At 29.3% G+C, this 26,424-nt stretch carries 25 protein-coding genes; 14 read left to right on the top strand and 11 right to left on the bottom strand.

Translation table 11 applies throughout. The features are described 5' to 3' along the window. Positions 1-15: 15 nt before the first annotated feature. From ACH5BF_RS07280 to bioD, 7 genes are all read right to left on the bottom strand, one after another. On the bottom strand, positions 16-852 hold the full coding sequence (locus ACH5BF_RS07280) for a DUF5718 family protein (RefSeq protein ID WP_423273552.1): 837 nt from the start codon (positions 850-852) through the stop codon (positions 16-18). A 184-nt stretch (positions 853-1,036) separates the two neighbouring features. Next, a complete protein-coding gene (locus tag ACH5BF_RS07275; RefSeq protein WP_423273551.1) occupies positions 1,037-2,527 on the bottom strand; it encodes a fumarate hydratase in 1,491 nt (496 codons plus the stop codon). 237 nt (positions 2,528-2,764) lie between these two features. Next, positions 2,765-3,748, bottom strand: coding sequence for an HpcH/HpaI aldolase/citrate lyase family protein (locus ACH5BF_RS07270; protein WP_423273550.1), 984 nt, complete (start codon positions 3,746-3,748; stop codon positions 2,765-2,767). A 30-nt stretch (positions 3,749-3,778) separates the two neighbouring features. Further along, the gene (locus ACH5BF_RS07265) at positions 3,779-4,837 is read right to left on the bottom strand and encodes a MaoC family dehydratase (protein ID WP_423273549.1); all 1,059 of its coding nucleotides are present in this window, start codon (positions 4,835-4,837) and stop codon (positions 3,779-3,781) included. 10 nt (positions 4,838-4,847) lie between these two features. After that, positions 4,848-7,367 carry an aldolase/citrate lyase family protein gene (locus ACH5BF_RS07260; protein WP_423273548.1) on the bottom strand — a complete coding sequence of 840 codons (2,520 nt, stop codon included), beginning with the start codon at positions 7,365-7,367 and terminating at the stop codon, positions 4,848-4,850. Between the two features lie 14 nt (positions 7,368-7,381). After that, entirely contained in the window at positions 7,382-8,512 is a 1,131-nt protein-coding gene (locus ACH5BF_RS07255; RefSeq protein ID WP_423273547.1) for an HpcH/HpaI aldolase/citrate lyase family protein, read from the bottom strand. A 334-nt stretch (positions 8,513-8,846) separates the two neighbouring features. Further along, positions 8,847-9,479: a dethiobiotin synthase gene (gene bioD, locus ACH5BF_RS07250; RefSeq protein WP_423273546.1), complete on the bottom strand. Its 633-nt coding sequence runs from the start codon at positions 9,477-9,479 to the stop codon at positions 8,847-8,849. Between the two features lie 71 nt (positions 9,480-9,550). Here bioD and ACH5BF_RS07245 point away from each other — a divergent pair, with 71 nt between their 5' ends. From ACH5BF_RS07245 to aat, 5 genes are all read left to right on the top strand, one after another. Continuing rightward, positions 9,551-9,850 carry an ATP-dependent Clp protease adaptor ClpS gene (locus ACH5BF_RS07245; protein WP_423273545.1) on the top strand — a complete coding sequence of 100 codons (300 nt, stop codon included), beginning with the start codon at positions 9,551-9,553 and terminating at the stop codon, positions 9,848-9,850. Between the two features lie 3 nt (positions 9,851-9,853). Next, the gene (clpA, locus tag ACH5BF_RS07240; RefSeq protein ID WP_423273544.1) at positions 9,854-12,073 is read left to right on the top strand and encodes an ATP-dependent Clp protease ATP-binding subunit ClpA; all 2,220 of its coding nucleotides are present in this window, start codon (positions 9,854-9,856) and stop codon (positions 12,071-12,073) included. Between the two features lie 129 nt (positions 12,074-12,202). Then, positions 12,203-13,051, top strand: coding sequence for a flagellin (locus ACH5BF_RS07235; protein WP_423273543.1), 849 nt, complete (start codon positions 12,203-12,205; stop codon positions 13,049-13,051). Positions 13,052-13,169: 118 nt separating this feature from the next. Beyond that, positions 13,170-13,835: a c-type cytochrome gene (locus ACH5BF_RS07230; RefSeq protein WP_423273542.1), complete on the top strand. Its 666-nt coding sequence runs from the start codon at positions 13,170-13,172 to the stop codon at positions 13,833-13,835. Between the two features lie 79 nt (positions 13,836-13,914). Next, complete coding sequence (aat, locus tag ACH5BF_RS07225; protein ID WP_423273541.1) at positions 13,915-14,586, top strand: leucyl/phenylalanyl-tRNA--protein transferase; 672 nt, start codon at positions 13,915-13,917, stop codon at positions 14,584-14,586. Here aat and ACH5BF_RS07220 read toward each other — a convergent pair. After that, positions 14,583-15,509, bottom strand: coding sequence for a helix-turn-helix transcriptional regulator (locus ACH5BF_RS07220; RefSeq protein WP_423273540.1), 927 nt, complete (start codon positions 15,507-15,509; stop codon positions 14,583-14,585). The two genes, aat and ACH5BF_RS07220, sit on opposite strands and share 4 nt — an antisense overlap. A gap of 242 nt (positions 15,510-15,751) precedes the next feature. On the opposite strand from ACH5BF_RS07220, the gene ACH5BF_RS07215 reads away from it, so the two are divergent. Then, entirely contained in the window at positions 15,752-16,159 is a 408-nt protein-coding gene (locus ACH5BF_RS07215) for a BLUF domain-containing protein (protein ID WP_423273539.1), read from the top strand. Between the two features lie 45 nt (positions 16,160-16,204). Further along, the gene (locus ACH5BF_RS07210) at positions 16,205-16,954 is read left to right on the top strand and encodes a ferredoxin-thioredoxin reductase catalytic domain-containing protein (RefSeq protein WP_423273538.1); all 750 of its coding nucleotides are present in this window, start codon (positions 16,205-16,207) and stop codon (positions 16,952-16,954) included. Between the two features lie 11 nt (positions 16,955-16,965). Here ACH5BF_RS07210 and ACH5BF_RS07205 read toward each other — a convergent pair whose 3' ends face one another. The 3 genes from ACH5BF_RS07205 to panB are packed head-to-tail and all read right to left on the bottom strand — an operon-like array spanning position 16,966 to position 19,849. Continuing rightward, complete coding sequence (locus ACH5BF_RS07205) at positions 16,966-18,012, bottom strand: AI-2E family transporter (protein ID WP_423273537.1); 1,047 nt, start codon at positions 18,010-18,012, stop codon at positions 16,966-16,968. Then, complete coding sequence (gene ruvB / locus ACH5BF_RS07200; protein ID WP_423273536.1) at positions 18,009-19,037, bottom strand: Holliday junction branch migration DNA helicase RuvB; 1,029 nt, start codon at positions 19,035-19,037, stop codon at positions 18,009-18,011. Before ruvB ends, ACH5BF_RS07205 begins: the two co-directional genes overlap by 4 nt. A 2-nt stretch (positions 19,038-19,039) precedes the next feature. Continuing rightward, positions 19,040-19,849, bottom strand: coding sequence for a 3-methyl-2-oxobutanoate hydroxymethyltransferase (gene panB / locus ACH5BF_RS07195; protein ID WP_423273535.1), 810 nt, complete (start codon positions 19,847-19,849; stop codon positions 19,040-19,042). A 142-nt stretch (positions 19,850-19,991) separates the two neighbouring features. On the opposite strand from panB, the gene ACH5BF_RS07190 reads away from it, so the two are divergent. From ACH5BF_RS07190 to ACH5BF_RS07160, 7 genes are all read left to right on the top strand, one after another. After that, a complete protein-coding gene (locus ACH5BF_RS07190; protein WP_423273534.1) occupies positions 19,992-23,513 on the top strand; it encodes a transporter substrate-binding domain-containing protein in 3,522 nt (1,173 codons plus the stop codon). 80 nt (positions 23,514-23,593) lie between these two features. Continuing rightward, positions 23,594-24,349, top strand: a complete 756-nt coding sequence (gene trpA, locus ACH5BF_RS07185; protein ID WP_423273533.1) for a tryptophan synthase subunit alpha — start codon at positions 23,594-23,596, stop codon at positions 24,347-24,349. A gap of 1 nt (position 24,350) precedes the next feature. Next, positions 24,351-25,088, top strand: a complete 738-nt coding sequence (locus ACH5BF_RS07180; protein ID WP_423273532.1) for an arginyltransferase — start codon at positions 24,351-24,353, stop codon at positions 25,086-25,088. Next, complete coding sequence (locus ACH5BF_RS07175) at positions 25,078-25,308, top strand: hypothetical protein (RefSeq protein WP_423273531.1); 231 nt, start codon at positions 25,078-25,080, stop codon at positions 25,306-25,308. Before ACH5BF_RS07180 ends, ACH5BF_RS07175 begins: the two co-directional genes overlap by 11 nt. Continuing rightward, on the top strand, positions 25,301-25,657 hold the full coding sequence (locus ACH5BF_RS07170; RefSeq protein ID WP_423273530.1) for a hypothetical protein: 357 nt from the start codon (positions 25,301-25,303) through the stop codon (positions 25,655-25,657). The genes ACH5BF_RS07175 and ACH5BF_RS07170 overlap by 8 nt, the downstream gene beginning before the upstream one ends. A 134-nt stretch (positions 25,658-25,791) precedes the next feature. Further along, positions 25,792-25,917, top strand: coding sequence for a hypothetical protein (locus ACH5BF_RS07165; protein WP_423273529.1), 126 nt, complete (start codon positions 25,792-25,794; stop codon positions 25,915-25,917). Beyond that, the gene (locus ACH5BF_RS07160) at positions 25,917-26,366 is read left to right on the top strand and encodes a Fur family transcriptional regulator (protein WP_423273528.1); all 450 of its coding nucleotides are present in this window, start codon (positions 25,917-25,919) and stop codon (positions 26,364-26,366) included. The genes ACH5BF_RS07165 and ACH5BF_RS07160 overlap by 1 nt, the downstream gene beginning before the upstream one ends. The last annotated feature ends 58 nt before the right edge of the window (positions 26,367-26,424 follow it).

Here is a 26,424-nt window from a genome sequence, read left to right as displayed (position 1 = left end):
TTAACCTTTTATACTTTATTGTACTACTTGATGAAGTTTAGAACACTTACTTAAGAAAGTATCCATTCCACACATGTCATTGTAAATATCATCAAATGAATGGAAGTGTGCATCATAAACATAAACAAAAATCTCATCACCTTTTTCTAAGAAGTTCTTCTTTCCAAAGTCTGCATAAGCTGTTGCTCCTGCTGCGATTAAAATACCTTTAGCATCTTCTGCTGCTGTATTTAAAAATTGTGTTAACTCTTCTAATGGTCCACAATCTTCTTGAGTATTTAGTTTATCAATCATCCAGTCTTTTAATTGTTCAAAGAAATAGCTATATGACTTTACAGCACTTGTCGTTCCATAATCATGCACAATACCATCTCTTTTTATAAATGAAGCAATATGATATTTATTTAAAATACCTTTTTCAGTAAAGTTATCAATCTCTATGATATCTTGAGAAATACCTTTTGTATTTTCTCCCCAGTTCTTTTTTGTACTTAGCTTATTTCCATCTTGGATTCTAATAGAGCAATCATTGAAAGCAGAAAAATATTTAGGAACAATATCTTTAACTTTTCCGTCTTCATAAACAAAATCACAAATTAGTGCAACTTCTGCTTCTACTTGTAAGTTGTCTTTTTCTCTTCCATGTGTGTAAATAATCTCATCACAAATAGGATATGTTCCTAAAAATGAATCATGCCCTTTAATATAAAAAGGAAACATTCCTTTTGGAGCATCTTTTTCTTCTGTTTTGATTACTGAAAACTCATCAGCTTCCCCAGCTTCCCCTAAGTGGTTAGCAAAATTTCCAGCAACAGCAAATCCTAAATAATCTTTTAAATCGTCTAATAACATATTGAGTTTTCCTATAAAATATATCAATCTTTTTTTGTTGAATAAGAATATAGCATAAATCTATCTTCTTAAAGTCAAAGTAAAAACTTAGTTTTTTTGTATAAGGATTATTTTAGGAGGGAGTATTATTTCAAATAAGGTTAGAAAAAAGAAGTATTAATCACAAAGGCAAAAGCCTTTGTAATTAAATAGTTCTCCATTTTGCAGGACCTGTAGTGTGAATAGATACACCCTCAGTGTCGACCGCAACAGTAACTGGCATGTCTTTTACTTCAAATTCGTAAATAGCTTCCATACCAAGTTCTTCAAATGCTACAACTTTAGCATCTTTAATTGATTGAGAAATTAAGTAAGCTGCACCACCAGTTGCAATTAAATAAGTAGATTTGTACTCTTTAATTAAATCAATAGTTGGTTGTTTTCTTTCAGCTTTACCAATCATACCCATGATACCGATTTCCATCATGTCTTTAGTAAATTTATCCATTCTTGTAGATGTAGTTGGTCCTGCTGGTCCTACTTTTTCATCTCTTACTGGATCAACTGGTCCAACGTAGTAGATAAATCTGTCTTTTAATTCAACACCATTTGGAAGTGGCTTACCAGCATTTTTGTACTCAACGATTTTTTTGTGAGCAGCATCTCTTGCAGTTAAGATTTTTCCAGATAATAGTAGAGTATCACCTGATTTAAATTGAGATAAGTTCTCTTTTGTTAAATCTTCAATGTTAACTTTTTTTACTGTATCCATTGGGATTTCTAAATCTGGCCAAATATCTAAATCTGGTTTTTCAAATTTAGCAGCACCATTACCATCTAATTCAAAGTGAATATGTCTAGTAGCAGCACAGTTTGGAATCATAGCAACTGGTAAAGAAGCAGCGTGACATGGGTAGTCTAAGATTTTAACATCTAAAACAGTAGTAACACCACCTAAACCTTGTGCTCCAATACCAACTTTGTTAATATCTTCGTATAATTTAAGTCTTAATTCTTCTAAAGCATTTTGTGGACCTCTTGCTTTTAGTTCATGAATATCAACGTGATCCATTAAAGACTCTTTAGCTAATAACATAGCTTTTTCTGGATTTCCACCAATTCCAATTCCTAAGATACCAGGAGGACACCATCCAGCACCCATATTTCTTACATTTTCCATAACCCAGTCATAGATTGAATCAGATGGGTTTAATACTGCAAATTTAGATTTGTTTTCAGAACCACCACCTTTAGCAGCTACTGTAATATCTAATCTATCAGAGTTATCAACACTCATGTGAATAACTGCTGGAGTATTGTTTTTAGTGTTTTTTCTTTCACCTGCTGGGTCAGAAACTACTGAGAATCTTAAAGTATTATCTGGGTCAGTATAACCTTTAGCTACACCATCATTTAAAATATCTTCTAATTCTCTTGAAATATCAAGTTTAGCATTTAAACCAACTTTTACAAAAATGTTGATTGATCCAGTATCTTGACATAAAGGTCTATGACCCATTGCACACATTTTTGAGTTAATTAAAATTTGTCCGATAGCATTTTTTGCTGATTCAGATTGTTCTTTTTCATAAGCCTCAACCATTCCTTCTACGAAATCAGTTGGGTGATAATATGAAATGTATTGACATGCTCCTGCAACACTATCAATAATATCTTGTTCTGTAATAACGCTCATTTGTTCCCTTTTCTTTAGAAATTGTAATTATTATACCTATGTAATTATGAAAAAAATCTTTTTTCATAAAATCTTAACAATTTTATTTTCAAAAAGTGTTAACTCTTAACAGCTATATAAATAATTGATATTTTAACTAAAGATTATTAAGTAAAAAAAGGTTTTGTTTTATAAGAAAAAAAATTAAGTGATTTATAAGAAGTAATCTAAGGCAAAAGCCTTAGATTATTTAAGTTATTAAGAGAAGAATCTTGAATTAGTTTCGTCCATTAATTTTGCACCAGAGAAGTGAGCTCTTTGAACTAATTCCCAGAAATATCTGTAAGTAGCTCTATCATGTAACTCACCATCGTACTGGATTGGTCCCCACTCAGCATCTTGTGCTAAGATTAAGATGTTTTGTGCAGCTTCTAACTCAGTAAAGTCAGGTTTCATTGCATCAACGATAGCTTGTACTTGTGTTGGGTAAATTGACCACATTCTCATGAATCCAAACTCGTTTCTAGCTCTTTCTGCATCTTTGTAAGTTTGGTATGGGTTTTTAAGGTCAAGTGTTACGTTGTGTGCTGGAATAACATGGTTTTGGATTGCAGCTTGAGCAACTTTAGCTTTAGCAGCACCAATTAATCTGTGATCAAATTGACCAGGAGATCTCATGTTGATTGCAGGAATTGCACCTTGGTATCCAGATACGAAGTCCATTAATCCAAAGTCTAAAACTTGTAACCATGGTAATGTAGCGATTTTTTCTACATCTTGTAATGCACCGTGAGTTTCAATTAAGATGTGAATTGGAATCTCTCTTGAAATACCAGCTTTAGCAGCTACTTCTTGAATGTACTCAATTTGAGTTTTTACATCTTCGTAAGAAGTTGATTTTGGTAATGTAATGTATGCTAATTTTTCACCAGCACCAGGAACTAAAATATCAACATCTTGTCTCCAATCTGGATGAGAGAAATCGTGGATTCTAGTACCAGCCATTCCATATGGGTTCTCTTCAGAGTTAACAACTCTAACGATCATTTCAGCATGCTCAACTTCTTTACCAGTTTCTGCTCCATCTTCACAGTCACAAGTAATATCGAAAACTGGTCCTAGTTTTCTTTGCATATCAAAACCTTTTTTGATTAGCTTTTCGCTACCTGCAAAGTGCTCACAAGTTGGAATAATTGGTAAAGATTTACCAGATTCAAATAGTGCTTCGTTTGGGTGTGTCATTATAATTTCCTTCCTTTTTTAAAATTAAATTTATTTTTGAGTTTTTTTCTTTGGAATGATTACTGTGTAATCTAAATCAAGTACTACATTTTTTAAGTACTTACCATCTTCACCTTTTGGTGACTCAATTTCATCAGATTTTTGATTTTTAACAGCAATTGTTCTTAATCTTAATAATCCAATATCATCTCTTTTATGATCAATTGTATCTAATACTTCTGTATAAGCATAGATAGTATCTCCAGCATAAGTTGGATTTGCATGAGCACCAGAGTTAATAGCATACATCCATGACGCGTTTTGTAAACCATTAAATGAAATTGCTCTTGCTATTGAGATTACAATACCACCATACATTAATCTCTCTCCCATCGGAGTAGATTTCATCATATGGTCATTGAAGTGTACTTTTGCATTGTTTTGGTATAACTTAGTTGCTAAAGTGTGGTCACTGTTATCAATTGTAATACCTTCTGGGTGATTTAATCTTTCACCTTTTTCATAATCTTCAAAGAAATATTTTCCACCAGATGCGTCAGTATCAACACACTTAATCTCTGGAATATTAATCTCATCTAAAATTGGAGTTGACTCAGCAAAAGTAGGAATTTCTTTAATTCCAGTTGTTGTAGTCTTGTCCTTTTTATGAACCATTACCCATCTTTTGAAGTTTAATACTTCCTCACCTTTTTGGTTTACACCAATAGAGTGAACATAAACAACTCCTGATTTTCCATTTGAGTTTTCTTTTAAACCAATAACTGTTGAAGTCATAGAAACTGTATCTCCAACATATACTGGATTAGGGAATGAAATCTCAGCATAACCTAAGTTAGCAATCGCATTTAACGAAATATCTTGTACCGACTTACCAAAAGTTAAGTGGAAGTTTAATGTATCATCAATAGGTCTTTTATCATATCCCATCTCTTTTGCTACTACATCAGATGAATGTAAAGCAAATCTAGAACCAGTAAAAGCGATGTATAAAGATACATCACCTTCACTTACTGTTCTTGGAAGTGGGTGTACTATTTTTTGACCGATTGAGAAATCTTCGAAAAAGTTTCCAACGTTAATTTTAGACACTTAGTTCTCCTTATTTACCAAATAGGTTTTGACCTAATGATTTATATGTTTCATATAAAGCAATCATTTTTCTAGCCCATTTAATTCTTGGACCATCAACAAGTTTATTGTTATGTAAGATTACTTCTTTACCTTCTTTTTTAGCTTCTTCATATGATGCAATCATAGCTTCATAGTTTTCAACTTCTTTTTGCTTTGGAGTAAAGATATCATTGATGTACTCAATTTGGATTGGGTGGATTAAAGACTTACCATCGAATCCTAAGTTAAATGCATCTTTAGTTGAATCTTCACAAGCAAACTCATCATGAACATCAAAATGTGGTCCATCAATAACAATTTTACCGTATGCTTTTGCAGCTAGTGCAATTTGTGATAGGTAGTTGAACATTGCTTTTGAACCTTTTTTAATGTCAATTTGAAGTCTATTAGCTAACTTGTTTGAACCTGCAACTACAACTGCAACTTTTGGTGATGCTGCACAAATGTCTTGGATATTTAAAACTGCTAATGGTGTTTCAATCATAACCATAAGTGTTAATTCAGGATTTACATCTTCAATTAATCTTACAGCTTCTAAAACATCTTCTTTAGTTTCAATTTTCGAGAATAATAAAGCATCAAGTTCAACTTCTTTTGCAAGTTCTAAATCTTTTGCAATATCTTCACTATTTAAGTTGTTAATTCTAAGAACTCTCTCAGACTCACCAAACTTACAACCTTGTTCTTTATAAACAGTTCTAATAGTTTCTCTTCCTGCTTCTCTTTGCTCTGGTAGAATCGCTTCTAAGTCAAAGATTACAGTATCAGCTAATACAGATTTTGCTTTTTCAACATTGTGCTTGTTGTATGACGGTACAAATAACATAGATCTTCTAGCTTTGTACTCAACAATCTCTTCACCTGTCTCTTTAGCATGGTATTGGTCATGTAAGTTTTTAACTAATTGTTTTCTTAAAACTTTACCATTTTTAGTTCTTGGATAATCACTCATTCCAAAAATAAATTTAGGTGCTTTATATTTAGCTAGATTATCTTGTGCAAATTTTAAAATTTCAGCTTCTTTTTCTTCAGATAAAGTATCATGTCCAATTACTGCAATTGCAACAAGTGTTTTATCTTTAGCAATATCTAAACCAAATGCAACACAATCAGCTACATCACTATTAGTTTTTACAACTCTCTCAATCTCATGTGGAGATACTCTGAATCCCATAGTGTTGATAATATCATCTTTTCTACCAATGAACCAGATATATCCATCTTCATCTTTCTTAGCGTAATCACCAGTAAAGAACCATCCATTGTGTCTAGCTTTTCTAGTCTCTTCTTCTAGTTGCCAGTATTCTAAGAATAAACCTGGATCATCTTCACCGATACAAATCATACCTTCAGTTCCATCTTCAACTTCTTCAAGTGTATCTGGATCTAATAATTTTACAGTGTGTCCTGGTTGAACAAATCCAGCAGAACCAGGTCTAATTGGATTGTTTTTAGAGTGTGAAATATAGTATGAACACTCAGACATACCAATAGCTTCGAAAATATCTTGCTTAAATCTTTCTCTCCAAAGACCAATCATCTCATCAGATAAGTGCTCACCAGCAGACATACAATATCTTAATGATGGACAATCTTCAGCTGTAAATTCAGTCTTTTGAATGATTTGTCTATAAATTGTAGGTACTCCAATAAAGATAGTACACTTATGCTTTTTAATAAGCTCAATCCATGTTCCAGCTTCGTTTGCACCTTCATATGCAATTACTGTATGACCGTTGAATAATGGGTCCATTAATGCTGAACCTAATACATAAGTCCAGTTGAATTTACCAGAGTGCATGATTCTATCATTCTCTTTAAAGTCAAACCAGTACTCAGTTGCAGGAGTTCTACCAACTAGTGATCTATGAGAGTGTAAAACACCTTTTGGATAACCAGTAGTTCCTGATGTATATACTAAGTATGCTGGCTCACCAGATTTTGACTTATAGTGGTTAGGAGTTTTATCTGTTTCTTCTAAAACTTTATTTAAAGCGTAAACATTCATTCCCTTTGGTACTTTAAGTCCATCAACGCTATCAATACCTGCAACAATAATTGTTTTAAGGTTATCAAGGTTTTCTAAATATGGAGTTAAGTTTTCATACATAGTAGCACTTAGTACGATTGCTCTTGCTTGAGAATCTTCTGCTAAGTACTTAACTTCAGAACCTGATAATAAAGTTGATGTAGGAACTGCAATAATTCCTGCTTTAATTGCTCCAAAGAATGAAATAGGGTATGCAAGTGAGTTCTTTAAACAAACTAGTACTCTATCTCTAGCTTCAAAACCTAAACCTTGTAAGAAGTTACAAACTTGGTCAGATTTTTCTGCTAAGTCTTTATATGAAATTTCATCAGTACCTAACTTATCATCTTCGATAATCATAGCAGTATTGTTCTCTTTATCAGTCCCTACATGAGATGATGTACAAGCAACACCGATATTTAAAAATTCAGGTATTTCAATTTTAATATTTGAACTCATATTATAACTCCCTATTAAATTTGACCGTATGGCCAGTTTTCTTTAAATGTATGAATTGGCATTTTATTTAATACTGTTAATGCAAATAATTCATCCTCTTTTGGTAATGCTCTTAATGCATACGCTCTTAATAAGTTTTGTAATGACTTACCAAACATTGGTGGATCTAACATCTCACCTTCATATCTGATTGCACCAGATAATAATGCATCTGCTTCAATAGCAGCTTTTAAGATTGAAACATCTTTAGCTATCTCTTTTGGAGATGGAGTAAATGCAACTTTACATACATTAATATGATTTGGAGTAATTACTTGCTTACCAGTAAGACCCATGAAACACTCTTTTTTAGCGTGAGCGTAAACTTGTCTTGAAGCTTCATCACCATGTAAATCTAACCATCTTCTAATATCTTTTTTCTCAACACATGAATCTGGTAAAGAGTGTGGTGTTAACATTACTTCAACTCCACCAATTACACCTGTACCTTTAACTCTTGCTTCCATTGTTAACATGTTAAAGAATGTTTCTAATTCATTAATCCATCCAGTTGGAGTAATTTTATACGCCATTGCTTTAGAGAAATCGTGAATACCAAATACAACGTGTTTAACTGTTGAGTGGTCCATTAATCTATCAGCAATTTGAAGTGATTTTGGATGCTCAATAATTGGTTGAATTGTTAAGTTACTTCCAATAGATACTAACCAAGAAGATAAGTCTCTAATTTCAGCTGAACCATAAACCTCTCCAGCTTTAGCTAAAACAATTACATCAATGTATTGGTGAATTTGTTTTAACATTTTTAAATCTTCTTCATACTCGTCTGTTCTGAATGGGTTGATTCTTACAGCTATTTGAAAGTTTCTTTCAGGGAACTTTGGAAGTTCTTGAATTAATAACTCTCTTGACATAGCTTTTTGTCTACAACCATCTTCTAAGTCAAAAAGTACAGTATGTGCTTTTGTTTTATAAGCATGTTTTTGTAATCTAAGCTTTGCTTGCTCCATACTCTCGTATGTTCCGTCTAATGGATTAAACTTAATTGGCGGGTAGTAAATTTGAATACCTGGCCAGTAACCACCAAGAACTGGTGTTAAGTCATCATTTGCCGTTAATTTAGATAAATCTATTGCAGAAGTCATCTTACTTTACCTTTCTATATTGTTTTGTGCTTTTATTTGCTTCCTGTTTTTAAGCCTATTAATTATAGCTTATTAAAAACGAACGAGAAAGTTATACAGCATTTAAAATGAATTGTTTTCATATTATTTAAAATAGCAATTTTATTTAAGATTAGATTTAGAATTATAATAAAAGTAGGTATTTATGGTGCTTTGATGTAATAAAAGTGTATCAAAAGTGTAAGAAAAGGCTAGGTTTTACTTAAAAATAAAAGTGCGAAAAAAACCAAAATTTTGTAAATTTTCAAATTTTTTACAAAAAAATCAGTTTTTTTCAAAAATCTAAATAAAAAATTTAGATCTCATTTAGATAGTTGATTTCACTAAAATAGTCTTTTAAAAATGGCAATGATACTTCTTCAAAACTATCTTTATCTTCATATAGATTTATAAAGAATTCAAAGTTAATATTTTTTGTTTTTAAAGCTTGTATAGAAAGTAGGGTATCATTTATGCAACCAAGTTTTGAAGGAGTGATTAAAAAAGCTTCAGCATTAAACTCTTTTATTAAATCTATAATAAATATATCTTTTTCAACAGGAACCATTAATCCTCCTGCGCCTTCAATGATTAAAACATCACACATTTTTTGAAGTTCTTTTTGTTTTTGTTTTAAGAACTCCATATCTATTGTTGTATTTCCTTTCGCTACATAAGGAGCAGCAGGAAGTTTAAATTGATAAGGTACTATATCATTTATAGTTACATCAAACTTAGGATTTAGCTCTTTTACTAACTTTAGCATTTTAGAACCATCTAATGGTTTATCTATCACTCCTGTTTCACAAGGTTTTAAATAACCAACTTTTAAACCTAAACTTGCGAAATATCTTAGAAACTTTTCACAAGCGTAAGTTTTTCCAACATCAGTATTTGTTGCTGTTATGAATATTGTTTTATTTTGATAATAATTTTTTTGTTTTAGCATATAATTTTCTTTTTGGTATAATTTATGTATTTTAAAATTTAGATTATATTTTATCACATAAAAGGTTTGAAGTGAGTAACGAAATAGAAATAGAATTAGATGATGAATTAGATTTAGAAGAACCTAAGAAGTTTAAGGTTTTACTATTAAATGATGATTACTCAACAATGGATTTTGTTATAGATGTATTAGTAAAAGTTTTTAGAAAGTCTGTTGATGAAGCATCAAGTATTATGATGAATATTCATAATAAGGGTAAAGAAGTTTGTGGCGTTTATACTTACGAAATAGCTGCAACTAAAGTTGCACAAGTAAAAACAATGGCAAGAGAGAAGGGCTTTCCTTTAAAAGCTGTTATGGAAGAAGAGTAAAAAATGATAAGTAATGAGCTAAGAAATATTTTTGCACAAGCTGTAAGCTATGCAAAAAGTAGTAAACATGAGTATTTAACAAGTGAACATATTTTTTTAATGTTACTACACGATGAGACTATTGAAAATCTTTTTATAGATTTAGGAGTTGATTCAAATAAGCTTTTTGACGATACTAAAAAGTATATAGATGAAAATACACCGGTATTACCAGAGGGTGTTGAAGATGAACCAATAGAGACTGTATCTTTAACATCAACAATTGAGTATATGGTAGCACATACACAAACAAGTGGTAAGCAAAAAGCAAATGTAGAAGATATGTTTGTGGCACTTTTAAAAGATGAGAAGTCTTATGCTTCTTATTTAATAAAAAAATCAGGAATTCAAAGAGTTGATATTTTAGAAGAGATTTCACATAAAGAGCCTGATGAAGACGTGGAAAACTCTAAAGTTGGTGAGGAAAAAGAGAACAAAGTATTAGACCAGAACTCTACAGAGTTAGTAGAACTTGCAAAAAAAGGTGAAATAGATCCTGTAATTGGAAGAGAAAAAGAGATTTCAAGAGTAATTGAAATACTTTCAAGAAGAAAGAAAAATAATCCTATTTTAGTAGGTGAACCAGGTGTTGGTAAAACTGCAATTGCTGAGGGCTTAGCTTTAGAAATAGCAAATGAAAGAGTACCTGAGTTTTTAAATAATGCAAAAGTATTCTCTCTTGATATGGGTTCTATGATTGCAGGGACAAAGTATAGAGGTGATTTTGAAAAGAAATTAAAATCACTTTTAAAAGAAGTAGTAAAAGTTCCAAATGCAATTTTATTTATTGACGAAATTCATACAATAGTTGGTGCTGGAAGCGTTGGTGGAAGTGCTATGGATGCTTCAAATATCTTAAAACCTATGCTTGCAAATGGAAAACTAAGATGTATTGGTGCTACTACTTTTGCAGAGTTTAGAAATGACTTCTCAAAAGATAAAGCTTTAAGTAGAAGATTTGCTAAAGTAGATGTTGAAGAACCATCAACTGAAGATGCTATAACAATTTTAGAAGGTTTAAAATCTAAATATGAAGAGTTTCATGGTATTAAGTATTCAAAAGGTGCTATACAAAGTGCTGTAGAGCTTAGTAAAAAGTATATTACAGATAGATTTTTACCTGATTGTGCTATTGATGTTATTGATGAGGTTGGGGCTTCTAAGAAGATTGGATTAGCTAGTACAAAAACAAAAACTAAAAACAATCTTACTGTATCTTCTAAAGATATAGAACTTACAGTTTCAAAAATGGCTCATATTCCAGCTAGAAGTGCTACTAAGTCTGACTTGACTTTATTAAAATCTTTAGAGAAAAATATGCAAAAAAGAGTATTTGGACAAGATGATGCAATTTCTGCAATTACTCAATCAATTAAGAGAAATAAAGCAGGACTTGGACTTGATAAAAAGCCTATTGGAAGTTTCCTTTTCACAGGACCTACAGGTGTTGGTAAAACTGAAGTTGCAAAAGAGTTATCAAATCAATTAGGTGTTCATTTTGAGAGATTTGATATGAGTGAATATATGGAAGCTCATACAATCTCAAGACTTATTGGTGCACCTGCTGGATATGTTGGTTTTGAACAAGGTGGACTTTTAACTGAGGCTATTAGAAAACATCCTCATACAGTTCTATTACTTGATGAGATTGAAAAAGCTCATCCTGATTTAATGTCTATTTTACTTCAAGTTATGGATAATGCTGAACTTACAGATAACAGTGGAAATAAAGCTGATTTCCAAAATGTAATTTTAATCATGACTTCAAATCTTGGTGCTACAGAAGCTAATGTTATGGGGTTTGCAAAAGATGATGGGCTAAATGAAAATAAAGCTATCAATAAATTCTTTGCACCTGAGTTTAGAAATAGACTTGATAATATAGTATCATTTGCACCTCTTAGTTCGGATGTAGTAGCAAAAGTTGCAGGTAAATTTATAGAAGACTTAGAAGAGGCCTTAGTTGATAAGAATATTAAGATTTCTATTACAGCTAAAGCTAAAAAAGAGTTAGCCTTATTAGGTTATGACAAAGCAATGGGAGCTAGACCACTTAATAGAGTTATTTCAGAGAAAATTAAAAATGTTCTTACAGATGAAATTTTATTTGGAAAACTTAAAAAAGGCGGACAAGTTAAGATTGACTATAAAGAAGATTTTACATTCGAATATAAGCCACTTTAACAAGTGGCTTTTTTTAAACTCTAAAATTAATTAAACTAAATTTAAGAATTGTTTAAAATAAAAAATGAGATAATTAGTAATACAATTTGTAAAACTAGCTAATTAAAGATTTTTTGAAAGGAGTTTACTATGAGATTAAATACAAACATAGCTGCATATATAGCCTATGAAAATTATAATACAACTAGTAATCTTTATCAAAAATCTTTAGAGAGACTATCAAGTGGACTTAGAATAAATAGTGCAAGTGATGATCCCTCAGGTTTAGCTATTGCAGATAAACTAAGAACTCAAGCTAATTCTGTAAAACAAAGTATAGAAAATGCAAATTCAGCAATAGCTTTAACTCAAATTGCAGATAAAGCTATGAGTGAGCAATCTAATATAATTGATATAATTAAATCAAAACTTATACAAGCTAGAACAGCAACTACTTCTGATGAGGGAAGAGAAGCTATACGAAAAGATATTGTTAAATATATTGAGCAACTTGATAACATAGCATCTCAAACAAACTATAATGGAATAAGTCTTTTACAGCAAGGAAGTGATGATGACACTTTATCAAATGAGCTTAGTTTTCAAGTGGGTGAGCGTTCAAGTGATACTATTAAACTAAATGGTGTTCGTTCAAATAGTACTGGACTTAATTTAACTGCATTAAAAAATTTAGCTCAAGGTGGACTTACTGCTGATATAGCAGCCACAAATATGGGAGTACTTGATGATGCCTTAACTACTTTAAACTCTTTTAGATCAGAATTTGGTTCTACTCAAAACCAACTTGAATCATCTATTAGATATATGATGACTATGGAAACAAATCTAAGAGCTAGTGAATCAACTATTAGAGATGTTGATTATGCAGAAGAAATAATGAATTTAAATAGATTAAAAATTGCAATGGAAGCTGGAATGTATGCTATTGCACAAGCTAATAAAATACAAGATATTATGCTTAAATATTTATTTAGATAAATAATTAGTGTTTATTAACACAATTTCTATACAATAGTTTTGTAGACTTTCAAAAATTTAGTGCTTATTTAGCAACTCTAAAGTAAAATAAAAAATTATTAATCAAAAGGATTAGAACATGAAAAAGATTTTATTAAGTTCAGCTGTAGCTGTGTTATTATTTACTGGTTGTACTGAAGAAAAAAAAGAAGAAACAACTCCTACACCTAAAGCTGAGGTAAAACAAGAAGTTAAAACAACTGTTGAACCAAAAGTTGAAGAAGTAAAAACAGAGCCAACAACTAAAGAAGTAGTTGCACAAGCTGCTACTGAAGTTAAAGATACAGTTGCTAAAGCAGCTGAAGATATTTCAAAATCTGTTGCAACTGCTGCTTCAAAAGTTGCTGAGGATACACCAGCTGTAGTTGAAGAAACGGTTGAAAAAACTAAAGAAGTTGTAAATGAAACAGTTGAAAAGACAAAAGAAGTAGTTAATAATGTAAGTAAAGAAGCTGCTGCTATGGTTAGTTCTATGACTAAAGAAAAAGAAGAAGCAAAACCTGCGATTAACGCTCAAGCTTTATTTGCAACATGTGCTGGATGTCATGGTCAAAATGGTGAAAAAGCTGCATTAGGTAAATCTCAAATTATCAAAGGTTGGGATAAACAAAAAGTTATTGATGCTTTAAATGGGTATAAAAATGGAACTTATGGTGGAGCTATGAAAGGTGTTATGACTGGACAAGTTGCTACTAAGACTGATGCTGAAATTGATGCATTAGCTACTTATATCTCAAATTTATAAAATAAATAAAGTAGGGAAACCTACTTTATTTTACATAATCTACTTATTTGTTATAATCTTCAAAAAATGAAGGTTACTTTTGAATTTAAATATTTTTCCTTTAGATAAATACTCTTTTAACTTTCCTGATCCCTTATATGCAAATGACGAAGGACTTATTGCTTATGGTGGAGATTTAAATCCAAATAGAATTATAACTGCTTATACAAAAGGAATCTTTCCTTGGTATAATAAAAACGACCCAATTTTATGGTGGTCTCCTAATCCTAGAATGGTTTTATCTTTAGATGATTTTAAAGTCTCAAAAAGTCTAACAAAAACTATAAATAAAAATATATATGAAATAAAGTTTGATACAAACTTTGAACAAACTATAATAGAGTGTGCAAATGCAAGAAAACATAAAGAAGGTACTTGGATTCTTGATGAAGTAATAGAAGCATATATTAAAATTCATGAAATGGGATTTGCCCATTCCTTTGAGGCTTATGAAAATGGTCAACTTGTTGGTGGAGGTTATGGAATTAATATAGGTAATATATTTTGTGGTGAGTCAATGTTTGCTAAAAAAAGTGATGCTTCAAAAGTTGCTTTATTTTATTTAGTTGAAAGACTAAAGCAAAAAGGTTTTAAATATATTGATTGTCAAGTACCTAGTTCACACTTAGCTTCTTTAGGTGCTAAAAATATATTGAGGAAAGATTTCTTGTCTTTGATTGAGAACTCTATTTCAAATCCTTTAGAGTTTTAAATCATAAGTTCTAATTGCTTATCAAAAAACTCTCTACTTGTATTTAAAATCTTTTTTGCTAAGGATTTTGGTTCTATGACTAATAAATAGGGTTGCCACTTTTTTAATTCAAATATTATTTCATTTTGACTTGTAACATTTAAAATCAACTCAAGTGATTCATCCTTATACTTTTTAGAGATAATTTGAGAACTATTTAATGGTCTTCTTAAAAAATATTTTGCAACTTCTTTTTTTGCTAATAGTCTTACTTCAAAAAAATCTTCATTTGGTTCAAACCAGACATTTATAGCTAGTTTTAGTTTTTCAATAGCTATTTTATTCTCTTCAAATTTTTTATTTGTAGTATTTAAAGTTTCAATATCTTTAATATAAAAAGTTTTAAGTCTATTTGATAAGATATCATTTCCATAAAGATACCAATATCCATCAAATGTTGTGATTTTATATGGTTCAATAAATCTATACTTGTTTTTATACTGGAACTCTATTTGTGTTTTGTTTTTGATACTTTCTTGAATATCTTTTATGATATTTGTCTTACTACTTATATCTTCTATATCTATCTTTGAATAAATAGGAGTTTCATGTCTATTTTGTATCTTGGAAAATAATCTGTTTGTTTTGGCATTAAATGAACTACCCATTGAGATTGATAACTCTTTTAATATATCTAATACTAAGTCTTCTTCAAAGCTTAATGCTTTGTCAATACTATAACCATCTTTTACCTTCCATTTATGTCCACTTTTTTCAATAGGAAGTTTTGGTGCAAGTCTTTCATTGAAATCTCTTTGTATAGTTTTTGTAGATACATTGTATTCAATAGCTAGTTCTTTTACACTTAATATTTCGCCTTCTCTTAGGCGTTGCCAGATAGAAGTTAATCTAAAAAGTATCTTATCATAATCATGTTTTTTCATAAGTTTTTCCTAGTATAAAAACGGACATTATATTGTCTAGTAAGTATAGTAAACTTTTTATAAATATACAAAAGGATTAAAATGGAGTTTTTTATTTTTGTAGGAATGTTATATGTAATCTATGATACTTTTTTTGAAGAGGATGAGAAGTTTGTATAATCAGTTATAAATAATTAAAAGTGTTGAAAAATAGTATCAATTTTCTATGATATAATTATTTATAAAAGTTTAAAGGTTTAGTTATGTATCGAATTATGTATTTAAGTAGAGCTGTTGTTAGATTTTCTGATAAGGAACTAGAAGAGTTATTATTTAAAGCTAGACAAAATAATGCTAAGAAAAATGTTACTGGACTTTTGATATTAAAAGGTAGAAGCTTCTTACAATGCTTAGAAGGGCAAAGAGAGGATGTTTTAGAGATTTTTGAAAAAATCAAAAAAGATGAAAGACATGATTCTATTTTAGAACTTGTAGAAGAAGAGGATTCCAAAAGATATTTTCCAAATTGGTATATGGGATATAAAACAATAAATCATTTAGATGAAATCAAGACAAAGAAACTTATTGATTTTTCTGATAATAAAAATATTAAAGCCTTTTCACATGATGATATCTCTGAAATATTTAAAGAGTTTATAGAGGTTAAGTGATTTTATATTAAGATGTCATTTTAAATACAAACTAGGATTTTATAAATGATTAAAAAAATTGATATAGAAAGCGAAGAGTACCAAACTGAACTTGAACTTACAAAGCAATTTACTGATAAAGTAATTGAAAGATTTGATTTTAGATATAACCCAAATGATGAGGTTAATGAATCAATCCAAATGGGTCTTACTAGAAATAAAATGATTTATGGTAAGAGATACTGTCCATGTTTTATGGTTGTTGGAGAAACAAAAGAAGAACAAAAAGCAGCCAACAACCGATTATGTCCATGTACACCAGCTTTAGAAAAAGAAATACCAACAAGTGGAAGTTGTCACTGTGGGATTTTCTGTACTGCAGAATTTGCACAAGAAGCTGCAAAAGAAGAAGAAATGCATGATGCAATTGCTACACATTCAAGAGGACTTACAAAAGAAGAGTGTGAAAAACTTTTAGAAAAAACAGAAGTAAATGCAGTTGAGTTAGAATCATTACTTGAAGCTAGAGATTTAGGTTTTGTTAAGTTTAACCTTGTTGATACAAGAGAGTGGATGGAATGGGTAAGTCAGCGAATCAAAGGTACTGATTATTTAGTTCCTACAACAGCATTCTATCAAGCATTAGAGCAAATTGATGACCAAAAAGATACACCAGTTGTTGTTTACTGTTTAAGTGGAAGTAGATCTGCTTATTGTCAAAGAATTATGCTTGACTTAGGATTTAAATCAGTGGCAAACTTAGATTATGGTATTTCAACTTATCAAGGTGAATGTTTAAGTGGAGATGAAGAGTAAAAGAGATGCTTTTAAAAAGCATTCTCTTTATATTCATTTGAATATTTTTTTAATAGGTGCATTATTGATATAAAAAATGTCACCGTTGCGGGTCCTATAATCATACCCCAAAAACCAAAAGTTGAAAGTCCTGCTACAATAGAGAAAAAGATTAAAATCTCATTTATTTTAGTTGGACTTCTAACTACTTTTTGATTTATATACTTAATGATTATAGGTTTTGCAAAAGTATCTGCAAATACTGAAATCATTAAAATAGAATAGACAGCTATTACAATTGCATTTGTAATACTTCCTGTCATCGCTTCATAAATAGCTATTGGAAGCCACATAATAACTCCCCCAATTACTGGAATAAGTGAAGCAAAACCATAAAGTACTCCTAACAACAGACCATCATATCTATAAAAAGTTAAAAAGAATCCAAATAAAAATCCTTCAAATACAGCAGTAACTAAAATAGAGTATAAAACTACTGTCATAACATTAGAAGATTCTGTAAAAAGTATAATAGAATCATCTTTTTGTATGGGTAGTAAACCTTTTATATAAGTAGATAGATTTCCTGCATATAGTGTGAAAAAGAAGAAAAATATAAGTATCATAACCATATCCATCATAAATGATGCAGAGTTTCTTCCTAAATATGCCCCTGTTGATATGATGTTTTGAGCCAATTGTCCCACATCAATCTTTTCTAGTATTTGATTCAATAAATCTTTTAAAAAGTGAAAATCTTCAGAAATATTTTCAACCCAAAGTTTGATATTTTCAAAACCATTTATAAGTAGTTTTTGATCGATTCCTTTAAAAGCATTTGCAAAAGAGAAAATACAGTACATTACTGGAATAAAAAATATTCCAGCTAAACTTATAGTCATAAAGCTAGTGGCAACTATTCTACTTCTTAATCTATTCTCTAAATAAAATGTTAAAGAGTTTGTTGCAACTGCTAAAAGTAAAGCTACGAACATAGCTTTTAAAAATGGTGAAAAAAGTTCCACCATAAAAAAGATTGTAACTAAAGCAATTGCGACTAAAAAGTAGACTGGTCTCAAAATAGCGTTCCTTCAGGTTCGAGTTTTTCACTACCTGGATATGATAATCTAAACATTTCATATGTTTTAACAGAAGCAATTCTTCCTCTTGCTGTTCTTTCAATATATCCATTTGCTAAAAGATAAGGTTCAATTGCATCTTCGATTGTTCCTTCATCTTCACTAAGTGCTGCTGCTATTGTTGATAACCCCATTGGTTTACCTTTATTTGATACTAACAATTCAAGAAGATTTATATCCATTTCATCAAAGCCTGTTTCATTTACTCCAAGTTCATCAAGAGCATATTGAGCTCTTTTCATATGTATCGAGTTTTCATTTTCAACTTCAGCAAAATCTCTTACTCTTCTAAGTAATCTTAGTGCAACCCTTGGTGTTCCTCTACTTCTTCTTGAAATTTCAAGGGCAGCATCATCTTCACAATGCTTCTCAAGTTTAAGTGAAGCTTTTTGAATAATTTTTGCTAACTCATCATGTGTATAAAACTGCATTCTAAAATGCATACCAAATCTTTCTCTTAGAGGATTTGAAAGCATACCAGCTCTTGTAGTTGCACCAATTAAAGTAAATCTTGGTAGGTCAATTTTTACAGTTTGAGCAGCAGGTCCTGAACCTATAATAATATCAAGTCTATAATCTTCCATTGCAGGATATAAAATCTCTTCAACAGCAGGACTTAGTCTGTGAATCTCATCAATAAATAGAATATCACCTTCTTCAAGATTTGTTAAAATTGCAGCTAAATCCCCTGATTTTTCTATCATAGGACCTGCTGTAATCTTGATATTTGTATTCATTTCATTTGAAATAAGGTAAGAAATAGTAGTTTTTCCAAGTCCTGGAGGTCCATAAAAAAGTATATGGTCTAAGGCTTCTGCTCTTTTTTTTGAAGCTTCAATGAAAACTTTTAAGTTTTTTTTGATTTTCTCTTGACCGATGTAATCATCCCAAGAAGAGGGTCTTAGACTTACTTCTGCATTATCCTCTTCAAAAGAGACTTGTTCAACTTCTACAACTCTTTCCATTCTTAATACTCTTCGTCTTTAGATGGGAATGATGAGTCTTGTACATCACTTCTATATTGATTTACAGCTTCTTTTACAGTTTCTGCACCATTCATATAGTGTCTTACAAATTTTGGTTTAAACTCTTCAAAAAATCCAAGCATATCTGACCAAACTAAAACTTGTCCATCAGTTACATTTCCAGCTCCAATACCAATAGTTGGTATTGAAACAGCTTCAGAAATCTTTTTAGCAGCATCACTCATAACTCCTTCAACTACTACAGCAAAAGCACCAGCTTTTTCAACTGCAATTGCATCTTTGATTAGTTGTTCTGTATCTTCTGGTGTTTTACCTCTAACTTTGTATCCACCTTCACTTCTTACATATTGAGGCATAAGTCCAATATGTCCAACAACTGCAATAGAGTTTGAAGTTAAATGTTTGATAATATGTGCTCTATCTTCTCCACCTTCTATTTTTACTGCTGCTGCATTTGTTCCTTGATATACTTTAACTGCATTTGCTAATGCTTCATCTTTATTGTTATATGTTCCAAATGGCATGTCTAAAATTACAAAAGCTTTAGGTGCTCCTGTACAAACTGCATTTGTATGATAAATCATTTGATCTAATGTTGCAGATAAAGTATCTGGTTTACCTGCGAAACTCATATTTAAACTATCACCAACCAAAATCATATCAGCTATTTCTTCAAAAAGTTTAGCAAAAAGTGCATCATATGCAGTAATCATTGTAAGTTTTTTATTATTTTTTGCTTTTTTTATTTTTGTAACATTCATTTTCTCAAAATCATTTTTGATAATACTCATTGTAAGTTTTCCTAATAGTGTATTTAAATTTCTAATTATTGTATCTAAATTATTCCAACATTATCGTAAAGTAGGCTATGTTTTAGAAAAAATTAATAAATATAAAGTTACATTAAAAATTACGAAAAAAGGTTGAAAATAGATGATTAAAAAATTAATTTTATTCTTTGTAGTTTTTATGTTTACTCTTTTTGCAAAACCAACAGTTTCTACTTTAACTCAAGAAGAAATATCATGGTTAAAAGAGCATCCTGTTCTAGTTGCCCAAAATGAGTCCGACTATATTCCAATTAACTTCAATAAAAATGGAATTATACAAGGTTATTCAATTGATTATATGAATTTGCTTGCAAAAAAATTGGGTATTGAAGTTAAATATGTTACTGATCATTCTTGGGATGATTATTTAAACATGGCTAAAGAGAAAAAAATTGATATAGTTTTAAATGTTGTTCAAACAAAACAAAGAGAAGAGTATTTAAATTTTACAGAATCTTATTTAAAATCTTATCCTTTTATCTATTCAAATAAAAATAAACCAATCACTTCTGTAACCGAACTAAAAAATAAAACATTAGCTATTCCAAAAGGTTATTATTTTGAGGGACTTTTTAAACAAAACTACCCTTTAGTAAAACTGCTTTCTGTGAAAGATAATTTAGAAGCCCTAAAAGCTGTTTCTACTGGAAAAGCTGATGCTACTGTTGGTATGTCTTCTACTTTTGAACATCTAATAAGCGAATATTTTATTACAAATGTTGCAATTAGTGGTGAAGCAAAAGTTAACGATATTTCTAATTTTTTTGAAAAGATTGGAATTAGAAAAGATTGGAAGATTTTACAAGAAATATTAAATAAAGCAATAAATGAAGTTAAGTATGAAGAAGAGTTATATCTAAAGGAAAAATGGAAACTAATTGTAAAAGAGTTTGAGCAAAAGAGTCTAAAAACTTTTACAAAAGAACAGTTATCTTGGATTGAAAATAAAAAAGTTCTAAAAGTTTACAATGAAAAAGATTGGGCACCTTATAATTACAATGAAAATGGTGAACCAAAAGGTTATTCTATTGATTATATTAAAAAAGTTGCTGATGAACTTGGCTTGGAAGTTGAGTTTATTTCTGGAATTTCTTGGAGTGAAGCATTAGAAAAATTAAAATCAAACGAGTTAGATTTAATTTTAAATATTGCAAAAAATGAAAAAAGAGAGAATGATTTATTATTTACAAATAATAGTTATTTGAAGATTAGTAATGGTTTTGTTTTAAGAAAAGAGGCTGAATTAATAGATGATTTTGAAGATTTAAATGGCAAAAAATTAGCAATTGTAAAAGACTATTATGTTGATGATTATTTAAAAGATACTTATCCAAATATTGATGTTGTAACTTTAGATGATAGTACTGAGGTTGTAAGAGCTGTATCTGATGGATTTGCTGATGTTGGGCATGGAACTTTAGGTTCACTTCAATATGTGATGTTAGAAAACTATATTACAAATTTAAAGTATGTAAAAGAGAATGACTCAGCAAATAGTTTATATATTGCTGCAAATAAAGAGAATAAAGAGTTAATAGAGTTATTAAATAAGATTGAAAGTACTTTAAGTACGAGTGATTTAAGAGATATAAAGAAAAAATGGTTTATTACAAATGAACATAAAAAGCCATCTTTTGAATTAACAAAAGAAGAAAGATTATGGTTAAGTGAAAATGATATAGTATTGGGAGTTGATAATGATTATGCTCCTATGAATTTTCTAGATGAGAAAAAAGAGTTAAATGGTCTTACAATAGATTTTATAAAAGCTTTAGAAACGCAAATTGGTAAAAAAATTGAGTTCTATTCAAACTCATGGCCAGATGTTTTAAATAAAGCTATGAATCATGAAATAAGTGGTGTCGTAAATATAAATGATAGTGAATCAAGAAAAGAGAAGCTTATTTTTACAAAACCATATATTACTATTGCTATGGGTATTATTACTAAAAATGATTATGCTAAAAGTAATAAATTAGAAGACTTTAAAAACAAAATTTTAGTGGTAAAAAGAAAAACCGTTGAAGTAGAATATTTATCTAAAAAATATCCTAGCATAAAACTTATGATTGTAAATGATTATAAAGATGCACTAAGTTTGATAAAAGAGAATAAAGCTGATGGAATATTTGCTCCACTTCCTGTAATAATTCATAATATAAAACAATATCTATTTACAGATTTAAAGGTAAATCTTGTTCATTTTAATGATGCAATTGGTCATCAAAAAATAGGAATAAGAAGTACTAATCCTATTTTAGTTTCTATTTTAAATAAAGGAATAGCGCAAATTGATACTCAAAAAAGAGATGAGATTGTAGATAAATGGTTAAAAGTTGAGTATGAAGAGAGTGAGAGTTATACTTTTTTATGGAACTATTTAGCAGGACTTATTTTACTTATTTTATTGTTGGCTATTTTTATTTTTGTACTTAAATCAAAAATTAATAAAGAAGTTGAAAAAAGATTAAAAATACAAAAACAAAATGATGAATATGACTCTATTTTAAATGGTTCATCTACTATATTAGTTCTTCACTCAGGAAGTGAAATGACAAAAGTTAATAAAGCCTTTTTAAACTTTTTTGATTCATATTCTAATCTTGAAGATTTTAAAAGAGATTATGGTTGTATGTTTAATCTTTTTAAAGATTATAAAAATAAAAGCTATATTTCATCTGCTAATACAAATGCAAATACTTGGGTTGAAGAGTTATATGATAAAAATCAAAGAAACTTAAAAGTTATTCTTTCAAAAGATGGGCATGATGAACACTTTTTAATTCATATAAGTATTGTAAAACTGCATGAACAAAGCTTTTATCTAATAGAGTTAATAAATATTACTTTAGAAATACTTCAAAGTAAAGAGATTGAAAATAAAAATAGAATAATTACAGAACAATCAAAAATGGTTGCTTTAGGTGAAATGATAGGGAATATAGCACATCAATGGCGACAGCCACTAACTATAATATCTTCTATTTCAAGCTCTTACAAATTAAAAGAAGATATGAATATGCAAATAGATAAAAAAGAGTTTGTTCATGATATGGATAAAATTACAGAAACTTCTAAATATTTATCTCAAACAATTGATGATTTTAGAAACTTCATAAAAGGTGACAAATTCAAAGATGAGTTTAATGTAAGTAGCACAATCAATAAGGCATTAAATATTGTTGGTACAGCTATGGCAAATCATTTTATAAATATTCAAACTAAAATGAAGGGCAATTTAAAAATTGAGAGTTATGAAAATGAACTTATTCAATGTTTATCAAATATTTTAAATAATGCAAAAGATGCCTTAAAAGATATTAGTGAAGATAATAGAGTAGTTAGAGTTTTCCTTGAAGAGTTTGAAGAGGGTGTTGTAATAACTATCCATGATAATGCAGGAGGAATTCCTGAAGAGATTTTAGAAAAGGTGTTTGAACCTTATTTTACAACTAAACATGAATCACAAGGAACAGGTTTAGGACTTTATATGTGTTATAAGATAATCAATGAGAGCTTAAATGGAAATATAAAAATTGAAAATGAAGAAATAGTTGTAAATAATGAAGTTTTTGTAGGAGCTAAAATAATTATTCAGCTTCCTAAAAAACTTACGAAGAAATAGATTAAGTTAAAATTAAATATGAAAAAAAGATGATTTTTGATAGAATGTAATCTTTATAAATATTAATAGGATTATTTTAAATGGGTGAAAACACACAGAAAAAATTAGTTGGTTATATAACATCATCAGTTCCAGATAATAGCTTTAGCGTTGATTTAGCATTTAGTATGAAAGAAGCTGGAGTTGATATTTTAGAATTAGGTATTCCTTTTTCTGATCCAGTTGCTGATGGACCAGTAATTGAAAAAGCTAATCAAATTGCATTAGCAAATAATTTTAAATTAGATGACTTATTTGAAGTTTCATCAAAAATAGCAAAAGATATTGATACTTTATGGATGGGTTATATGAATCCATTTTATAGTTATGGAGTTGAAAATTTCTTAAAAAAAGCAGATGAATTTGGTGTAAATGGAACAATTATTCCTGATGTTCCTTTTGAAATGGCACAGAATTTAAAAGATTTATATACAAAATATAATAAAGCTAATATTTCATTTGTAGCTCCAACTCATAGTGAAGAAAGAATAAAACAAGTTGTTGAAAATTCACAAAAGTTTATTTATATGGTAGCTTATGCAGGTATTACAGGTAGTGGACAAAGTGAAGATTTATCAAAAGTTATTCAAAGTGTTAGAAAATATACTAATACTCCATTATATATTGGATTTGGTGTTGATGAAAAAACTTGTCAAGAAAAAGCTCAAGGTGTAGATGGTGTTATTGTTGGTAGTGCATTTGTTAAACATTTAATTGATGAATCATTATCTAATAATGAGAAAATAAAAAGAATCTCTTCAATTGTTAAAGAGATTAAAGAAAAAATAAACCAATAAGATGCATATTTTAAATAAAGATATAGAGTTTGTTGAAGAACAAAGAGAGTGTTCTTATTTTGATGATGAAATATCAGATATTAGATATAGATACATGTATGATTGTTCAACAACTCAATATCAACAAATGTTAGAGCGAGGTTGGAGAAGATTTGGTAAAATGCACTTTGTTCCAGAGTGTAAAAGCTGTAATAAATGTATATCAATGAGAATTGATGTAAAAAATTATAAGTTTTCAAAATCTGAAAAAAGAGTAATTAATAGAAACAAAGATACTAAACTTTATATAAGACCTCCTTCAATGACTGTTGAACATCTTAATCTTTATAATAAATATCATGAATTAATGAATGAAAAAAAAGATTGGCCTTTTAGTAAAATCGAGCCAAATGAATATGCTAAGTCATATGTAGAAGGTAAAGCAGAGTATGCAAAAGAGTTTTTGTATATGAAAGATGATAAATTAATAGGTGTGGCATTAGTTGATATTTTGCCTAAGTCTATTTCTGCTATTTACTGTTATTATGACCATGATTATGCTGATTTATCAATTGGTAAGTTTTCTATATTAGCACAAATTAAGATTGCAAAAGAGATGAATATTCCTTATATATATCTTGGTTATTGGATTAAAGATCACTTTTCAATGGGATATAAAGAGGCTTATCAACCATTTGAGGTTTTAAAAAATAGACCTACATTAAATGAAGAAACTATTTGGGAAAAATATGAATTATAATATTGTTGTAATCGTTTCGGTTGTAATTTGTGCTATAATCTCTTTATTGTTAAGTTACTATGGAGTAATGCTTTTATTAGATGAAAATAGCTCGCTATTTAAGATTGCACAACTTATCGTAGCAATAGTATCTATGACAACTTTTTATGCTCCAATTAAACATTTATTACTTAAATATATGGATGTAGAACCAGATGAAAGTGAGAATAAAAATGATTAGATTTTTAGTTCCTTTTTTATTTTTTATAACATTTGCTGTTGCACAAGTTCAAGAAAATGAAAACTTAATAGAAGATGATACAGAATCATCAGTTGATTGTCTTATTTTAAAAGATGAAAATTCTATTATTTGTAAATTTGAAACACAAAGAAGTGTTGAAGACCAAACAATCATAGCTCAATGGATTGATCCTACAGGTGAAGTTTCAAGAAGTAGAGAGATGATAGTGCCTGCTGGTCATGGATCTATTTATGATTATAGATATATAAAAGGCAGAGCTATTGGAACTTGGACTTTTAAAATTATATTAGATAATCAAGAATATACTACACAATTTGAATTGAAGTAATTTACTTCAATTCACTCTTCCTATAAGCTTTTACAAAAAAATTAATCTAAAAACAATAATTGTTATCATTAATATTTAATTAAGACTTTGTTTAGTATCATATTAAAAATGATATTAATTATCAAGGTTAAAAAATGAAAAATATTAATGAAACAAATTTATATAAAAAAAATATTGAACTTCAAAATAACATGTTGAAAGTTTATAGTGCATCTTTAGTATTAATAGGTATAGGTTTACTTTTTAAAGGTGTTTTATAGTGAAAAGATATGAAATAAGTTTTGATTCTTTTTTGGCAAATTTTAAGAAGTCAGTAGCAAGATCAGGTTATAAAAATTCAATTCAAAAAGATTATATCTTAAAGATTTTATATTTTAGTGATGAACATTTAAGTGCAGAACAAATAGTAAATATTTCAAAATCTTTATATAAAATAGATATGGGAATTGCAACTGTATACAGAACAGTTAAGTTTTTTGAAACAATGAATATCGTTAAGTCTTTAGATATTGGTGATGGTACAAAAAGATATGAGTTAAATATCTCAATTCATCATGACCATATGATTTGTACTAACTGCAATAAAATTATTGAGTTTACAGATGATTTAATAGAAGACCAACAAGAAAAAGTTGCGAAAAAACATAACTTCAAATTAAAAGACCATATTATGACAATTTACGGTATTTGCGAAGATTGTCAAAAATAGTTAGCTAATGATAATCATTATCAATATAATTTAAACAAAAAGTTACTATAATTCTTTT

Source organism: Arcobacter pernae (assembly GCF_049472135.1).
GTDB lineage: Bacteria > Campylobacterota > Campylobacteria > Campylobacterales > Arcobacteraceae > Arcobacter_B.
Note: the sequence above shows the minus strand (reverse complement) of the source record. Positions and strands in the feature narration are given on the sequence as shown.

Bases quoted from the DNA above. Each gene is read 5' to 3' on its own strand.
- ACH5BF_RS07280 (WP_423273552.1), bottom strand. From the start codon at position 852: ATGTTATTAGACGATTTAAAAGATTATTTAGGATTTGCTGTTGCTGGA.
- ACH5BF_RS07275 (WP_423273551.1), bottom strand. From the start codon at position 2,527: ATGAGCGTTATTACAGAACAAGATATTATTGATAGTGTTGCAGGAGCA.
- ACH5BF_RS07270 (WP_423273550.1), bottom strand. From the start codon at position 3,748: ATGACACACCCAAACGAAGCACTATTTGAATCTGGTAAATCTTTACCA.
- ACH5BF_RS07260 (WP_423273548.1), bottom strand. From the start codon at position 7,367: ATGAGTTCAAATATTAAAATTGAAATACCTGAATTTTTAAATATCGGT.
- ACH5BF_RS07255 (WP_423273547.1), bottom strand. From the start codon at position 8,512: ATGACTTCTGCAATAGATTTATCTAAATTAACGGCAAATGATGACTTA.
- bioD (WP_423273546.1), bottom strand. From the start codon at position 9,479: ATGCTAAAACAAAAAAATTATTATCAAAATAAAACAATATTCATAACA.
- clpA (WP_423273544.1), top strand. From the start codon at position 9,854: ATGATAAGTAATGAGCTAAGAAATATTTTTGCACAAGCTGTAAGCTAT.
- ACH5BF_RS07235 (WP_423273543.1), top strand. From the start codon at position 12,203: ATGAGATTAAATACAAACATAGCTGCATATATAGCCTATGAAAATTAT.
- ACH5BF_RS07230 (WP_423273542.1), top strand. From the start codon at position 13,170: ATGAAAAAGATTTTATTAAGTTCAGCTGTAGCTGTGTTATTATTTACT.
- ACH5BF_RS07220 (WP_423273540.1), bottom strand. From the start codon at position 15,509: ATGAAAAAACATGATTATGATAAGATACTTTTTAGATTAACTTCTATC.
- ACH5BF_RS07215 (WP_423273539.1), top strand. From the start codon at position 15,752: ATGTATCGAATTATGTATTTAAGTAGAGCTGTTGTTAGATTTTCTGAT.
- ACH5BF_RS07210 (WP_423273538.1), top strand. From the start codon at position 16,205: ATGATTAAAAAAATTGATATAGAAAGCGAAGAGTACCAAACTGAACTT.
- ruvB (WP_423273536.1), bottom strand. From the start codon at position 19,037: ATGGAAAGAGTTGTAGAAGTTGAACAAGTCTCTTTTGAAGAGGATAAT.
- panB (WP_423273535.1), bottom strand. From the start codon at position 19,849: ATGAGTATTATCAAAAATGATTTTGAGAAAATGAATGTTACAAAAATA.
- ACH5BF_RS07190 (WP_423273534.1), top strand. From the start codon at position 19,992: ATGATTAAAAAATTAATTTTATTCTTTGTAGTTTTTATGTTTACTCTT.
- trpA (WP_423273533.1), top strand. From the start codon at position 23,594: ATGGGTGAAAACACACAGAAAAAATTAGTTGGTTATATAACATCATCA.
- ACH5BF_RS07180 (WP_423273532.1), top strand. From the start codon at position 24,351: ATGCATATTTTAAATAAAGATATAGAGTTTGTTGAAGAACAAAGAGAG.
- ACH5BF_RS07175 (WP_423273531.1), top strand. From the start codon at position 25,078: ATGAATTATAATATTGTTGTAATCGTTTCGGTTGTAATTTGTGCTATA.
- ACH5BF_RS07170 (WP_423273530.1), top strand. From the start codon at position 25,301: ATGATTAGATTTTTAGTTCCTTTTTTATTTTTTATAACATTTGCTGTT.
- ACH5BF_RS07165 (WP_423273529.1), top strand. From the start codon at position 25,792: ATGAAAAATATTAATGAAACAAATTTATATAAAAAAAATATTGAACTT.